At 37.5% G+C, this 16544-nt stretch carries 12 protein-coding genes and 1 other annotated feature; of the genes, 2 read left to right on the top strand and 10 right to left on the bottom strand.

Translation table 11 applies throughout. The features are described from left to right. Positions 1-17 precede the first annotated feature (17 nt). Positions 18-245 (bottom strand) — a binding site (T-box leader). A gap of 111 nt (positions 246-356) precedes the next feature. From buk to iorA, 4 genes are all read right to left on the bottom strand, one after another. Then, the gene (gene buk, locus HMPREF0631_RS00060) at positions 357-1415 is read right to left on the bottom strand and encodes a butyrate kinase (protein ID WP_002842475.1); all 1059 of its coding nucleotides are present in this window, start codon (positions 1413-1415) and stop codon (positions 357-359) included. Between the two features lie 41 nt (positions 1416-1456). Further along, positions 1457-2353, bottom strand: coding sequence for a bifunctional enoyl-CoA hydratase/phosphate acetyltransferase (locus HMPREF0631_RS00055; RefSeq protein WP_002842468.1), 897 nt, complete (start codon positions 2351-2353; stop codon positions 1457-1459). A gap of 173 nt (positions 2354-2526) precedes the next feature. Then, positions 2527-3099: an indolepyruvate oxidoreductase subunit beta gene (locus HMPREF0631_RS00050; RefSeq protein WP_002842470.1), complete on the bottom strand. Its 573-nt coding sequence runs from the start codon at positions 3097-3099 to the stop codon at positions 2527-2529. Position 3100: 1 nt separating this feature from the next. Further along, entirely contained in the window at positions 3101-4888 is a 1788-nt protein-coding gene (gene iorA, locus HMPREF0631_RS00045; RefSeq protein ID WP_002842473.1) for an indolepyruvate ferredoxin oxidoreductase subunit alpha, read from the bottom strand. Between the two features lie 626 nt (positions 4889-5514). Here iorA and HMPREF0631_RS00040 point away from each other — a divergent pair. Further along, positions 5515-6891 carry an alanine/glycine:cation symporter family protein gene (locus HMPREF0631_RS00040; protein ID WP_002845233.1) on the top strand — a complete coding sequence of 459 codons (1377 nt, stop codon included), beginning with the start codon at positions 5515-5517 and terminating at the stop codon, positions 6889-6891. Positions 6892-7065: 174 nt separating this feature from the next. Here HMPREF0631_RS00040 and HMPREF0631_RS00035 read toward each other — a convergent pair whose 3' ends face one another. The 6 genes from HMPREF0631_RS00035 to nifV all read right to left on the bottom strand — a co-directional run bounded on the left by HMPREF0631_RS00035 (position 7066) and on the right by nifV (position 14966). Then, positions 7066-7677 (bottom strand): DUF445 domain-containing protein, encoded by a 612-nt coding sequence (locus HMPREF0631_RS00035; RefSeq protein WP_002842478.1) that lies wholly within the window; start codon positions 7675-7677, stop codon positions 7066-7068. A 73-nt stretch (positions 7678-7750) separates the two neighbouring features. Then, a complete protein-coding gene (locus HMPREF0631_RS00030; protein WP_002842474.1) occupies positions 7751-8485 on the bottom strand; it encodes a DUF6873 family GME fold protein in 735 nt (244 codons plus the stop codon). 39 nt (positions 8486-8524) lie between these two features. Next, positions 8525-10630, bottom strand: coding sequence for a glycosyltransferase family 4 protein (locus HMPREF0631_RS00025; RefSeq protein WP_002842471.1), 2106 nt, complete (start codon positions 10628-10630; stop codon positions 8525-8527). A gap of 135 nt (positions 10631-10765) precedes the next feature. Further along, positions 10766-11800, bottom strand: a complete 1035-nt coding sequence (locus tag HMPREF0631_RS00020) for an isocitrate/isopropylmalate dehydrogenase family protein (RefSeq protein ID WP_002842480.1) — start codon at positions 11798-11800, stop codon at positions 10766-10768. Between the two features lie 9 nt (positions 11801-11809). Further along, positions 11810-13741: an aconitate hydratase gene (locus tag HMPREF0631_RS00015; protein WP_002842472.1), complete on the bottom strand. Its 1932-nt coding sequence runs from the start codon at positions 13739-13741 to the stop codon at positions 11810-11812. 52 nt (positions 13742-13793) lie between these two features. After that, a complete protein-coding gene (gene nifV / locus HMPREF0631_RS00010) occupies positions 13794-14966 on the bottom strand; it encodes a homocitrate synthase (protein WP_002842477.1) in 1173 nt (390 codons plus the stop codon). A gap of 471 nt (positions 14967-15437) precedes the next feature. On the opposite strand from nifV, the gene HMPREF0631_RS00005 reads away from it, so the two are divergent. Next, positions 15438-16538 (top strand): DEAD/DEAH box helicase, encoded by a 1101-nt coding sequence (locus HMPREF0631_RS00005; RefSeq protein WP_002842476.1) that lies wholly within the window; start codon positions 15438-15440, stop codon positions 16536-16538. Positions 16539-16544: the final 6 nt, after the last annotated feature.

The following is a 16544-nucleotide window of genomic DNA, read 5'->3' as shown; positions in this document are numbered from 1 at the left end:
CTCGTCCCCAAATAAATATTTGGGACGAGTTAAAATTCGCGGTTCCACCCAAGTTTCCGATAATAATCGGACTCTCGATAAGACTTTAAGGCAGTCAACCGGACACTTTCAGAAGCCTATAGGCCCTACTAAATCCTGCTCAAAGGTAGTTTTCGAAATGTCTCTTTCTCATTGGACTTTCAGCCGGTGATCCAAATTCTCTGTAGATGATCTACATCCTACTCTTCCTTCTTCATAGCTTATTATTTATGTTGTATCCATAGTACCACAATGAAATTTATAAATCAATAGCAATCATTTAAATTATTAAAAAAACTTTCATCGACCTATCTTTCATGTGTATAAATTTAATATTTCTAGTATATTTTTAAGTGGTCAGCCTCTTCCTGCCCCTTCATCACCCTGTAGGCACCCTGGGCCAAGGCCTTCATCTCAAACTCACCAGCATATATGCTAATATCAGCCAAAAATGTCACCTTTTCCTCTATCCATCCAGTAAGTAGCTTCGAATTAGCCATACCACCTGTTAGAACTATACCATCTATCTTACCATTGTCTACAACTGCTAGTGAACCTATATACCTAGCTATCTGGTAGGCCATACCCCTGTAGACCTTCTTTGCTTCTTCGTCACCATTTGCTATCATGGCTTCAACTTCTCTGGCGTCATTAGTTCCTAGGTAGGAAATAAGGCCACCAATTGAATCTTCGTAACTCTGCATCGCATCAGCCCCCTCTTCCCTAGCCATTGTTATGCAGCTGTATATAGGGAGAGCTCCTGCCCTATTTGTAGAAAATGGACCCTCATCTGATGATATGACATCTACCAAGTGACCATTTTTCTGGAAATTCATAGATATTCCTCCACCTAGATGGGCTACAATTATAGATGACTTATAGTAGTCAAGTCCCTTATCCTGGCAGTACTTCATGGCAACAGCCCTAGTATTCAAGGCATGAGAGAAAGACCTTCTCGGATAGTTTTTAAGACCTGATAACCTAGCCTCATCAGTCATCTCATCAACTGAAACTGCATCGTATATATAGGCTGGTATATTGCCAATATCACTTAGCTTCTTGGCTACAAGAGCTCCTAGATTAGAAGCATGTAGCTGGGCTGGATGGTTTCTCATTATGTAGCATAGGTCTTCATCAACGACATATGCACCTGTATGCAGGGGAGGAAGCATACCGCCTCTTGATACGATTACATCAAGATCCTTGACCTCCATGTCGTTTACCTTCAAAAAGTCCATAACCTGGTCAAATCTCATATCAGTCTGGTCATATATAGACTTGTACTGGGCAAGCACATCAGAGCTGATATCCATTGAACCAGTCATCAGTTCATTACAATCTTCATACAAGGCTAGTTTAGTCGATGTCGAGCCTGGGTTTATGACAAGTATTTTCATATTTTTCTCCTTTATAAAATAATTTTCAAGTAAGCAGTTTCCTAGTGCTGGGCAAGGGCTGCCATTGCTATTGAATAGTACTTCTCTTCTGCTGATGCACTCCTAGATGTAAGGACTATAAGACACTTGGCTCCAACAATAAATCCTGCCATCTTTCCACCACCTGCAAAATTAAATGACTTATCCAATATATTACCCGCTTGTATATCTGGAACAAGTAAGATATCAGGATCTCCGGCTACCTCACTCTCAAATCCCTTTATCTCGGCTGCCCCCTTCTTGTAGGCAAGGTCAAATGATATTGGACCTTCAACTAGGCAATTCTTTATGATACCTTCTTGGTTTCTTCTCTTTAATTCAGCTGCGTCTACAGTCGATTGCATCTTAGGGTTGACCCTTTCAACAGCAGACAATACAGCTACCTTTGGCCTCGCATAGCCTAGGTTACGGTATATTTCTACTGCATTTTCAATTATCTTCTGCTTTTGTTCTACATCTGGGTACATACACATACCACCATCTGTTATAGTTATCAGCTTGTGGTAGGTAGGCATCTGTTCAAACGACATATGGGTCATCAACTTGTCTGTCCTAAGGCCCTTTTCCTTGTCAACTACAGCCCTCATAAGAACAGCTGTCTCTATGTGACCCTTTAGTATAAAGTCTGCATTTCCCTCTCTTACTAGTTCTACTACCTTTTCAGCAGCCTTTGAGTCTTCATCTACGCCTATTATTTCATAGTCTTTATCAACACCTAGTTTTTTTAACTCTTCTTTAATTTCAGACTCATGACCTACGAATATAGGCCAGGCTAGACCCAACTTTTCCGCCTCTATAGCCCCACCTATGGCAGCCTCATCAGCCATACAGACAGCACATCTTTTCATCTCCTTAAAGGCCCTTACCCTCTCAATTACTTCGTCAAAATTCTTTATCATATTATTCTCCTTCACATTTTATCCTTTGCATCTTGCAAACTACATTGGATTTTATAATCAGCAATGAGTACTAACCATATACCGATTAGTACTCATTACTTCACCGGTGGATGTATCAAATCTTCAAAAGGTTCAAAAAAAACTTTTTCCGCATTATTTGACCCTCTTAATCATTATACTAGTTCAATACCCACTCTTAGTGCTTTTTTATTAATTTCTATGAATTTTTCTTTAACATTTTCTTCAATTATTTTATCCCAGTCTATTTCTTCAAGATTCATCTTCTTGATTATAGTTCCTAGGAGTATTATATTCATTACTTTTTGATTGCCTAGCTTTTTGGCTTCTTCACTTGCATCAAAGGCATATACCTTACCAGCCCTAGCTTCTATAAGTTCTTTAGTATTTTCTGGATACTTGTCCTTGCCTGATAAGACTCCAATTGGGTTGAACCTAGCTGTATTTAATACCACTACACCATCCTCTCTAAGATAGTCGATATTTCTTAGGACCTCTAACTCCTCAAATCCCATTATTATATCCGCTTCCCCCTGTGGCACAACCGGTGAATATACCTTGTCTCCATATCTCAGATGGGTAAGGACCTGTCCTTCTCTCTGGCTCATACCGTGGACTTCACTCATCTTTACGTCATAACCTTCACTCATAAGACCTATAGTAAGCAACTTGCTGGCTGTTATAGTCCCCTGTCCGCCTATTCCAGTTAGTAATATATTCTTAGTCATCTTATTGAACCACCTTTCCTATCGCTCCTACAGGACATACCTGGGCACATACACTACAACCTACACACTTGTTTATATCTATCGAAGACTTCTTAATATCAGTCTTGAAAGATATAGCTGGACAACCTGTCTTAGTACACTTCTTACAGCCTATACACTTATCTTGGTCTACCCTGTACTTGTCCTTAAATGATCCTGGGAAGTTTTTCTTGTCTTCCTCTGACTGGACCTTAAGTGCACATGGCCACCACGTTATTATCACTGAAGGCTCATCTAGGCCCAATGCCCAGTCAAATGCAGCTTCTACCTCTTCTAACTTGTTAGGATTTACCCTTCTTATATTCTTTACACCTATGGCCCTTACAACTGATTCTATATCCACCTCATTAGTTTGGCTGCCCTGGGCTGTATAACCAGTCCCAGGATTTTGCTGCTGACCAGTCATGCCTGTAATCCTGTTGTCCAAGATACAAGTCACTGTGGATGAGTTGTTGTATACAACATTTAATAAGGAGTTGATACCTGTGTGGAAGAAAGTAGAGTCTCCTATTACAGATATAACCTTTTTGTCTTGGTTTTGATCCATCTTAAATACCTGTGATGCACCGTGACCCATACTGATACTTGCTCCCATACAAAGTGTCATATCCATGGCATTGTATGGAGCCCCAAACCCAAGAGTATAGCAACCTATGTCCCCTGATATCATGACATTCTTCCTCTTGCCAAGAGTATAGAAGAACCCCCTATGCGGACATCCAGCACAGAAAGTCGGAGCCCTGTTTATCATCACTTCCTTGGCAGCTTGGTCTATCTTGACATCTTGTCCGTATACCGATTTTCTTATAACCTCAGGTATCATTTCTCCATACTTAGGAAATACATCCTTGCCATGGCACTCTATACCAAGAGCCTTGATGTGTGTTTCCATTATAGGGTCATTTTCTTCTATTACATATATTTTATCTACCTTACTAGCAAATTCTTTGAACAACTTGTCAGGAAGTGGATTTGAAAATCCAACCTTTAGGTATGAGGCATCTTCTCCAAAGACTTCTTTTGCATATAGGTAGCAATCACCTGATGCTATAATACCTATTTTCTTGTCATAGTACTCAGTAAGGTTGAACTCACATTCATTTGAGTATTCAAATAGGTCATCCATCCTCTTGAATATATGCTGCTTTCTGACCTTGGCATTTGCAGGTACCATTACATATTTAGTAGGCTCTTTCTTCCATTCCTTTATAGGTACATCTTGCCTGTCCTCTAATTCGACTAGGCCCTTAGAGTGACAGACTCTAGTTGTCATCCTTATCATTATAGGAGCATCATGGATTTCACTCAACTTATAGGCCTCTTTAACCATGACCTTACACTCCTGACTATCTGCTGGTTCAAACATAGGAACAAAGGCAGCTCTTGCCAAATTCCTGTTGTCCTGCTCGTTCTGAGATGAAAATTGACCTGGTTCATCAGCACTTACAATCACTAGTCCACCATTTACACCTGAATAAGATGCTGTAAAAAATGGGTCAGCGGCAACATTTAGTCCTACGTGCTTCATGGCTGCAAAAGACCTAGCCCCTGCTACACAGGCTCCTATTGCAGATTCTAGGGCGACCTTTTCGTTTGGTGCCCACTCAGCAATCATCTCTTTTGAATCAACTTTAGAAAGGTTTTCCAATATTTCAGTACTTGGTGTACCTGGATATGCAGCAGCGTATTTTACACCTGCCTCATATACTCCTCTTGCTATGGCTTCATCGCCAGTCATCAACTTTTTCATACAAATCCTCCCAAGCTATGATAGCTTAAATATTATTATTTGCTTCTGATTACTTTATAAGCTGATTATAATCTCAAGAAACTTCTATGTCAACACATTGTTTATTTTTTAATATTTTTAAACAATATATAAATAAACTTAATCTTCAGAAAAATTAATTTTTAAAAAGTTATTTTTCAGTTCACTAGAGTTAATTATATAAATAGAGTCAGTTTGCATAATAATAAAAATTTTTTTGATTTTATACTTTTATTAATATCGTTTATCATATGATATATTCTTTCTTTATTTAAAAGATACATCAAATGAATAATATAAATAAAATCTTTCATTAAAATAGATTTTTAATTTACAAACTGATATATTTGTATTATCATCTTGCAATTTAATCATGATGAAAACCTATTTCAGAGGGGTTATAAGGTAATAAAATCTCATTTTTTCAAATAAAATTGCAATTATTATATATCATTTGCAAAATATATAATTTTTCTTGCATTTTTATCCATATATTCCTTGATTTTTCCATAATATTATAGGATAATATAAATGTAATGATTAATACATATCAAACATTAAAGGAGGAATGACTTATTTTAGAAGTATTAACAAAAATCGATGACGTGATGTACTACCCTATTCTTATAGTGGTCTTAGCAGTAGCCGGAATTTATTTCAGTTTTAAAACAGGATTTATACAATTAAGACTTTTTAGGGAATCTTTGAGGGCTGTAATGGAAAAGCCTGATCAAAAAGGACAGGTATCTTCTTTCCAGGCGCTTATGGTTTCAACTGCCTCAAGAGTTGGTACAGGTAATATAGTTGGTGTATCTACAGCCATAGTACTTGGTGGACCAGGTGCAGCATTTTGGATGTGGGTTCTTGCGATTGTTGGTTCAGCAACTGCATTTATAGAGTCTACTCTAGCACAGATATACAAGCGTAGAGACAAGGAAACTGGTGGATGCTATGGTGGCCCAGCCTACTATATAGAATCTGCCCTAAAGAACAAGACTCTTGCATCTCTATTCGTAGTATTCCTTATACTTACATATGGTTTAGGATTCAACCTACTTTGTTCTTATAACCTACAGTCTACATTCTCTATATACTCATTCTACAATCCGAAGACTACTCCAATGATTATTGGTGCTATAATAGCTATTGCAGTATTTATATCAATAGTTGGTGGTGGAAAGAGAATGATCCGTGTTACAGAAGTTATTGTTCCATTTATGGGAGTTGCTTATATAATAGTATCTCTAATAGTAGTAATAATGAACATAGGAATGTTCCCAGAAGTTATAAAGTTAATATTTACTGATGCTTTTAGCGGTCGTTCATTTGCTGGTGGTCTTGCTGGTTCTTGTCTAATCTACGGTATCAAACGTGGATTATACTCTAACGAAGCAGGTGTTGGTTCTGCTCCAAATGCAGCAGCTTCAGCTGAAGTATCACACCCAGTTAAACAGGGTCTAGTACAGGTACTATCTGTATATATAGATACAATCGTTATTTGTTCAGCAACAGCCTTTATGATACTTGTATCAGGTATTCCTATGAAAGAGGAATTAGCGGGAGCTCCTATGGTACAGGAGTCACTTAGGTCAGTATTCGGATCTTTCGGACCTTTATTTATAACAATAGCTATGATCATGTTCGCTTTCACTACTCTTATAGGTAACCTATACTATTGTGAAACAGGTCTATCTTACCTAAATGGTAACAAGAAGCCTGGTAAGACTTTTATGATAGGTTTCTATGTAGTAGCTGCTATAATAGTATTCGTTGGTGCTACTATGGAAATGGATGCTGCTTGGGCATCTGCAGACATAACAATGGGACTTATGGCCCTAATAAATATACCATGTTGTGTAATCATGGGTGGTGTTGCTATAAAGGCTGCTAAGGACTACGAAAAGCAGAGAAAAGCAGGTCAGGAACCTGTATTCCATTCTAAGGTTGTCGGTCTTGATTCAAAGGACCTAGATTATTGGGAATAAGAAATTAATAGCAAGTTAAGTAAAACTATTGTTCAATAGTAGATAGCGTTGGTGGTAAAAAATACCCTCCCAGTTATATGACTGAGAGGGTAGATCTTACTATCAACGCTATTATTTTATTATGGTAAATTCTATTTTAAATATCTCGAATTGTCAAATTAAGCGCCACCTAATTTATATAAATATTGTTATTATCCCTTGTACTATACCTATCAAGAATCCTAGAACTAGGCCTAGATTTTCAATGTGCTTTAGCTCTTTTTTAGATAGGCCCATAATAAGTTCCTCTAGCTGAACCAAATCTAACTCACCTATCTTTTCTTCTACCATTTGACCTACATCTATCCTAGACTTGACCTTGTCCTTTACCTTATCTATGACATCATCCATACCCTTGTCTATCTCTTCATTGAGTACTTCACCTATGCCTGATAGGACCATAGGCCTAAACATATTCGGTATAAAACTTATCTTTTCGTTGATAATATACTCTACCCTTGAGTTTATATAGGCTTTTATCTCTTCCTTGTCCTCTGGTCTTATCATGCCATCTACAAGCTTATCGTAGTCAACTAGCTCTTCACCAACTGCCTTACCTATATTCTTGGCTATATCATCCCTTCTCTTTGGTATAAGACCCCACAATTCATAATTAATCACTGGTATCTTGTAGGGTTTAAGTGGTCTAAAAAGCATCTTGACCGCTATAACATTTGTACTATAACCTATTATTGCACCAACAATGGCCAATAATACTACTCTTATAATAATTTCTTGATTTACCATTCTACTTCATCCTTTACTTTTTTATTTACTTTACTTTTTTATTTACTTTACTTTTTTATTTACTTTACTTTTTTTACTTTATTACTTGTTCACAAATCACAAGCATACCACCGTAGTCTTTTAGCCTTCCACTTGATAGACATAGATATTCCTTAGACTTTGACCTTATAAATTCTACCATTCTCTCTCCGTCTGGATGACTATAAACATCACCAAAGAATACTATCCTGCCATCCTCCAAACTAGATGTAGCACCTCCTATAAAGCCATAGTCCATATCAAAAAGATCTATATGTCCTTTATCTATCTCCAGCACATCTATATCATAGGCTCTTAGGATCTTGGCAATACCCCTATCGCTAGTTATTAAAGACCTCTCATCAACCCAACATATGGAACAGGCTGCATAACCCTGTCTTACATCTATCAACTCACTTGTAGGCACTTGGTCTAATACTGCATCAATTACAGCAGAATCTATATTATCAAGTTTACCAATACCGTATTTTCCTGAAAAAGAAAAATTATAGGCTATGTCTTCTGGATATTTTGAACCTAAATACCTACTTCCACTTATGATAGAGTTCTTGGCCAACTTATCACCTATTACATTCTGGTAGTAAGTATAAGACTCTTTGGATGCTATCAATTTATTGCCCACAGCAAATAGGCCTATGTCAACATGAGACCTAATGGCGTCATATAGGTTTTTATGGTCGTAGGATTCGACTATTTTATAAGCCTCAGCCTCAAGTTTTGACCTCATATCCTCCTCCATCCGCCTATCAACAACTGCATATTTTATCATCGGAATGTTTTCAAAATTATCATGTGATTTTTTAGGAGTTCAGTCACAAGAATCATATAGCTTTTTGGCTAGACCATTCCAAGACATTTCCTCTATGTTGACCTGTCTGTAGTTTTTATCCAATCTTGTCCTTATAGAATCTTCTATTTCAAGCGCCAACCTATCTACATACTCTCCAAGTCTATCCACCTTAGGCCTTGATACAGCCTCCATTTCAGGAAGACCTACATAGGATATCATACCCGACGTATTTATATCCTGACCCAGCCATTCCTTGACACCATCTATATCCGTAGTCAATATAGAATTCCCACAGGCCATAGCCTCAAGCAGGACTAGGGGTAGCCCCTCATAGTAAGACGGCAATACAAATATATCCGACTGATTGAGCATACTTGCAAGTTGGTACTGGTTTAGCCTACCTGAAAACTCAACCCTAAACTTAGATTTATTTCCTTTATTCTTGATATTAATAACCTCTTCTTGGTCACTTCCATCACCAGCTAGGTAAAATACCAGATCCTCCTCTGGAAAATCAACCTTTTCAAGTGCATCAAAAAACTCCATTAGCCCCTTTGCATAGGCTAACTTACCCGCATAGGCAAGAGTAATCTCCTTGCTAGATGACTTATCCGACCTCGATTCACAGTTAAATATAGTCTTGTCATAACCGCTGCCCAAGACCTCTATCCTAGAATCTTCAATATTAAATATATTCCTGATAAGACCAGCCTGTATATCATGTAAGGCGTATATTTTGTCGAGTTTTGGTATGGCTCCTATTATAAGGTCTTTCTTAAAATCGTGGCTCATCAACTGCCTTAAACATGTCCCATGGCATATTGCAACTACAGGTATATCATTTATATTTTCCCTAACCAATGAAGTCGTAAAATATAGGTGGTGGCATACTATCAAGTCAGGCTTAAATTCTTTAACAGCTTGATCTAACTTGCTTAAAAAAGAACTTTCCATCCTACCTGCCATATCATCTGTCATATTCTTGTATATAGTGCTAGGATAGGGCATATTATCACTCATGCCAGGAACATTAAAATCAAGGATTCCATCATTATATAGGACAGGGTAAAAACTTAGGTCTATATCTTTAAATTTCTCCATCATTGAAGATAAATCATCACTCGAATCAACTCCAGCAATCAAGGCCTGGCCACTCGTCAAATGGTCCATCCCCTTTATAATGCCGCTCATATATATACCACTGCCCGTATAATCTGGCTTTTGGGCACTAATGTGAAGGACCCTCCTTCTACCTATTGGACTTATTTCAAATACTACACAGGTAGAATCATCCATAGACTTAAACCTAGGAATAAACCTTACCCTCTCTTCATCAGACTCAAAATCTCTTATCTCCCTATATATTGACTCCATGCCCCTTTTGAATGTAATGTCTAGAAGGTCTCTTTCTTCATATAGGTGGTATTTTTCAGATGCAGAAAAATATCCATCACTTGCGATCATAACCCTTGTTTCCTGGTCAATGTCTATGCTTCCTGACCTCGCCTTATATGCAGCGTCCTTATCAAAGCTAAGTATCCAGTATCCCTCATCAGTATTATTCTTTAGCCTATTTTCTACTATCTTGTCCATTACCCTTGATTTAGTATCATCAAGACTTACATTACCAAAATCATCCAAAGATCTCATCTTTTCAAAGACCTCATCATCTAGCTTGGATACAGACTCGTCAGATATTTTTATAGTTTCATTTGACTGACCTATATATAGCCTACAGTCTCCCAAGATAATATATTCCAACCTATTGTCTATTACCCTAGTAAGGCAGATTGACGCTGATGGTAGGTCTATATTGCTTATAGAAGATACGTCTATCCCCTTATTTGAGATAATTTCTATATACTCTCTTCTGACATCTTCTAGCCCCTTGTATAAAAAATCATCTAGCCTTGTTTGATCTTTTAAATTTTCCCTGATATATGAATTCCACCAATTTGAATACCAATGTGCATCACTGGTATCAGATACTAGGTTTTTTCCATTTAGGCCAGTTGCTCCATCTATAACCCATGCAGCATTATCTAAATGATCACAACTATCCTCATTGTAATTTCCAACACCAATCCTACAAATTGATTTTATATTTCTTAATATATTTGTCATTATATACTTCGCTTTCTAAAAATATACTTCTATTATTATATTCCCTATTATATTATTTTACAGTAGGACGGGGGAGAAATCAACTCTTGTTGACCTCTCCCCCTATATTAGTGATTGATTGGCTATATTATTATCTTATAAGGCACTTATTTTTCTGCATAATTCGTCGGCAAATTCGCTTGTTGAAGCATTACCTCCTAAATCTGCAGTGACTAGCTTACCTTCAGCAAATACTTCCTTTAATGACTTTTCAATCTTATCTGCTGATTCCATTTCTCCTATATGCCTTAGCATCATGACTGCAGACTGGATTATTGCAGTTGGATTTGCTATATTTTTGCCAGCTATCTCTGGAGCTGAACCATGAACAGCCTCGAAAACCGCACAATCATCTCCTATGTTGGCAGATGGTATCATACCAAGACCTCCCACAAGCCCTGAGGCAAGGTCTGAAAGTATATCCCCATATAGGTTAGGCATTACCATAACATCAAATTCCTCTGGCCTAATAACCAGGTTCATGGCAGCTGCATCGACTATAACATCATCTGAGTACAGGTCGCAACTAGCTCCGTCAGCCTTTCTTAGGATTCCATTATCTTTTGCAACCTGATTGAACACATCTAAGAATAAGCCATCAGAAATCTTCATTATATTGGCCTTGTGTACACCTGTCAGTCTCTTGTAGCCATTTTCCCTTGTATACCTACAAGCAAATTCTACTATCCTTTCAGATGCTGGCCTTGTGATTATCTTGATTGTTTCACCGGCGTAGTCACCAACCTTGTGCTCTATGCCAGCATACAAACCTTCTGTATTTTCCCTTACTATAGTCAAGTCTATATTGTCATATCTAGATTTGACCCCCTTGAAAGTCTTGACTGGCCTCACATTTGCATAGAGGTTCAACTCTTTTCTAAGGGCTACATTTACACTCCTAAATCCCTTGCCTACTGGTGTAGTGACAGGACCCTTTATAGCTACCTTATTCTTTCTTACACTATCTAGTACATAGTCTGGAAGCGGTGTGCTATACTCTTCTATCACAGCCTCACCAGCTATTACCTCTTCCCAATTTATATCTACTCCTGAGGCCTTTACTACCTGTTTCATAGCCTTTGTCACCTCAGGTCCTATCCCATCTCCTGGTATTAAAGTAATATTATACATATTTGTCTCCTATGAATTCTTTTCCTTTATTGAGTTAAGTTTACCACCTGCATACAGCATATCCAATTCTTTGTCGTTGAATAGTGCCTTTACATAGAATGATATTCCCTTTGTCTTGTCCTCTACCTTTAACCTACCAGCCTTTAGACCTTCAAATACATCATCTATTACAAAATCGTCCATCTGGTCAATTAGGTCATAGTCCTTTAGGTCTTCAAATTCCATAGGTATTATACCTGAATTGATAAGGTTGGCCTTGTGGATTCTAGCAAATGACTTGGCTATTACACCCTTGATTCCTAGGTAAAGAGGTGCTAGGGCTGCGTGCTCTCTTGAAGAACCCTGTCCATAGTTCTCACCACCTACTATAAAGCCTCCACCATTTTCCTTACAACGACTTGCAAAATCTTCATCTATTGTTGAGAAGCAGAAGTTTGCTAGGTGTGGTATATTACTTCTGAATGGAAGTAACTTGGCATTGGATGGCATAATATGGTCAGTAGTTATATTGTCTGGAGTCTTTATTATCAACTTGCCAGATATAGAGTCTTCAAGTCTTGAATTAAGTGGAAATGGCTTGATATTAGGCCCCCTAACAACTTCTACATCATCCCCGTCATCTACTGGAGATATAATCATAGAGTCATCTACTAGGAATTTGTCTGTTCCTATATCATCAAAGTCTATATCAAATTCAGCATCTCTAGGGTCCATCAGGCATCCATATATAGCTGATACTGCAGCCAACTCTGGACTTGCAAGGTATACCTGGGCTGAGTTTGTTCCAGACCTACCAAAGAAATTTCTATTGAATGTTCTGATACTTACAGCGTCTGTTCCCGGAGACTGGCCCATACCTATACATGGTCCACATGAGTTTTCAAGTATTCTGGCTCCTGAAGATATTATATCTGCAAGGGCACCATTTCTAGCTATCATCTCCATAACCTGTCTTGATCCAGGTGCTATTACTAGACTGACATCATCAGCTACCTTCCTACCCTTCAGTATTCTAGCAACCTTCATCAAGTCTTCATATGAAGAATTTGTACATGAACCTATTGCTACCTGGTCCACCTTAATCTTTCCCACCTCAGCGCAAGTCTTGATATTATCAGGACTGTGAGGGGCTGCTACCATTGGAACCAATTCGTCTAGGTTGATATCTATTATATAATCGTATTTAGCATCTTCATCTGCAACTAGCTCAGACCAATCATCTAGTCTATCCTGAGCTATAAAGTATTCTCTTGTCTTGTCATCACTTGGGAATATAGATGTCGTAGCACCTAGTTCAGCCCCCATATTAGTTATTGTAGCCCTCTGTGGAACTGATAGGCTAGATACTCCAGGTCCTCCATATTCATAGACCTTACCTACACCACCCTTTACAGTTTCCCTCTTTAGGACTTCTAGTATTATATCCTTTGAAGTGACCATCTTATTTAGACTTCCACTTAGGTTGACCTTGACAACCCTTGGAACCTTGATATTATAAGCCTCACCTGCCATTGCAAGTGCAACATCAAGTCCACCAGCTCCTATAGCAAGCATGCCCACCCCACCAGCTGTAGGAGTATGGCTATCAGAACCTAGTAGTGTGTCTCCTGGTACAGAGAATCTCTCAAGGTAAACCTGGTGGCATATGCCATTGCCCGGCTTTGAAAAACATATCCCGTACTTGTTGGCCACCGTCTGTATAAACTTGTGGTCATCAGCATTCTCAAAACCCTGTTGTAGCATATTGTGGTCTACAAAGGCAACTGACTTTTTAGTCTTTACCCTCTTGATATTCATTGCCTCTAACTGTAGATAAGCCATAGTACCTGTAGAATCCTGAGTAAGCGTCCTGTCTATTCTAATTCCTGAACTAGTTCCAGGCTCCAAAGTACCATCAACTATATGTCTTTCTAATATTTTTTCAACTATATTCTTTCCCAATCCAATCACCTCTTACTTTTATTTACTAATATCTCATCCTTTAAGAACCATCCTATATAGCTTCTGTACTATCTTTCTCCATATCCCTCATAACATCCTTGTATATAAATACAAGTTCCTTGTCAAATAGAGATCTCTTTAGCTTAACTGATGTAGACCTAACTACATCTAGTACCCTTGATGCCACTTCATCGTCTAATTCTATATCATACTCCCTAAACTTATTTACTACGGCTGCCCTACCTGAGTGCTTGCCTATTACTATCTGTCTTTCAAGACCAACCTCAGAAGGATCAAAGGCTTCATAGTTCTTAGGATCCTTCAAGGCTCCATCTGCATGGATACCTGATTCATGTCTAAACATGTTTGAACCAACTATTGCCTTCCATGCTGGTAACTCTCTTCCAGATGCTCTTGATACGTACTCAGACAATTCTTTAAATCTTCTTGTGTCTATATTAGAGTGGCACTTTAATACGTGGATAAGTGACATCAAGACTTCTTCTAGGGCTGCATTACCAGCTCTTTCCCCCAGTCCATTCACTGTAACACCTACATAATTAGCACCGCCTAGTACTCCACCTATAGCATTAGCAGTAGCCATACCAAAGTCATTGTGAGTGTGCATTTCTATATCAAACTTTGTCTTATTATATATTCTTTCTATCTTGTTTCTTATTGTAAATGGATCCATAACACCAACAGTATCGCAGAATCTAAATCTATCAGCCCCAGCCTGTTTAGCAGCCTCTATAAATTCAATCAAGAAGTCTTCGTCAGCACGAGAAGCATCTTCACCGTTTACAGATACGTATAGGCCATTTTTCTTGGCAAATTCAGTAGCTTTTACCATATTCTCTATAACCCATTCTCTTGAAGTCTTAAGCTTGTTCTGTATGTGTATATCTGATACTGATATCGATATTGCAACCGCATCAACACCACAATCAATAGACTGTTCTATATCTGAAACAACCGCCCTATTCCATGCCATTATACTTGACTTAAGGTTCTTCTTAACAATCTGCTTAATAGCGTCCTTTTCATCTCCACCCATAGTTGGTATACCAACTTCTAACTGGTTAATACCTAGGTCACTCAACATCTCAGCTATCATTATCTTCTCACTATTTGCAAAAACAACACCAGCAGTCTGCTCTCCGTCTCTTAAAGTTGTATCTACAAATTTCAATTCTCTACCGTTAATATTATCAATCACACACATCTTTATACTTCCTCCCATATTAGTTTCCCTACATTTTGCAAGTTTTTAAATAAATCTTGCATTTCATATATTCATTATAAGTCTTTATCCAATAAATTTCAAGCCTTTTTATGAATCATTTTATTTTTATCTTTCATTTATGCCCAGTGAAAACCAATTTTTGAGGTCTTAATCGTAATTATATTGACATATTTATTATTTAAAATTTCATTTTTAATGTGTTTTTGAGAATTCTAGTCTTACACTTTAATTTTTAAATTGATATTAATGAAGATTTTTTTTGAAAAAAATATATTAACTCTTACATTTTTATAGGCATTTTTTCTTGAACAAGTTCTTTAATAACCTATTGAGTAACTTATTTAATAAATTATTGAATAACTTATTTAACATTAATTATTTCATATATTTAAGTTTAATTATTGGTTATGTGCTATAATAATATATCAGTAAATAAAAAAGGAGACATACATGAATTTCAAAGACTTTAATATAGACGAAAACTTAGTTCAGGCCCTAGCAAAGATAGGTATCAAAGAACCAACAAGGGTCCAGCTAGAATCAATACCACTTATAATCGATAAAAGAGACCTAATGATTAAGTCAAATACTGGAACAGGCAAGACTCTCAGCTTCTTGTTGCCCCTTATAGACAAGATATTAAAAAAGGATATAGATAGTATCCTAATACTCGCTCCAACAAGGGAGCTGGTTCTTCAAATCAACGACATGGCAGTAGATATCATAAGTCATATAGGTGATGAAAATATCAAAAATACGGTCAACATCCTACCAATATACGGTGGCAAGGATATAAAGGCCCAAATTAACAAGCTTAAAAATTCTATAAATATACTTGTAGCTACCCCCGGTAGACTGCTTGACCATATAAATAGAAATACTATTTCAGTAAGCAAGTTTGACTCTATAGTAATAGATGAGGCGGACCAGATGCTCTTGATGGGCTTTAAGAATGAAATAGACCTTATATTCTCTAAGATCAAAAAATATGACCATACTATATTCCTATCTGCAACATTAGATTCAAAGGTCAAAAAACTTGTATATAGGTACTCCAATAACCCTATCGAAGTAAATATCGAGGAGGACACCCATGTTCCAGACCTTATAGAGCAAGAGTTTGTATTTACAAACGATAGACAAAAGTTTGAAGACTTCTGTTCCAAAATCGACCACGACCAGCCCTTTATGGCAATTGTATTCTGCAGAACTAAGGCAAGGGTCGACAATCTAGAAGAAAAATTAGGCCAGAGAAAATATAATTGCAAGAAAATCCACAGCGATATCAGCCAGGCAAAAAGGGAGAGAATCATGAAAGACTTTAGGGACCTCAAAATCCAATTCCTTATATCTACTGACCTGTCTGCTAGGGGTATAGACGTCAATGGAATCAGTCACATATACAACTATGACTTCCCCGAAAGACCCGAGGACTATATACACAGGATAGGACGAGCAGGAAGAATTGGTAAGGATGGCAAATCTTGCTCATTTGTAACAGAGAAAAATATGTCAGTATATGATGAAGTCAAGGCAATACTAGAAAAATAAAAACAT

Origin of the sequence: Peptostreptococcus anaerobius 653-L (assembly GCF_000178095.1) — a bacterium.
GTDB lineage: Bacteria > Bacillota > Clostridia > Peptostreptococcales > Peptostreptococcaceae > Peptostreptococcus > Peptostreptococcus anaerobius.
Note: the sequence above shows the minus strand (reverse complement) of the source record. Positions and strands in the feature narration are given on the sequence as shown.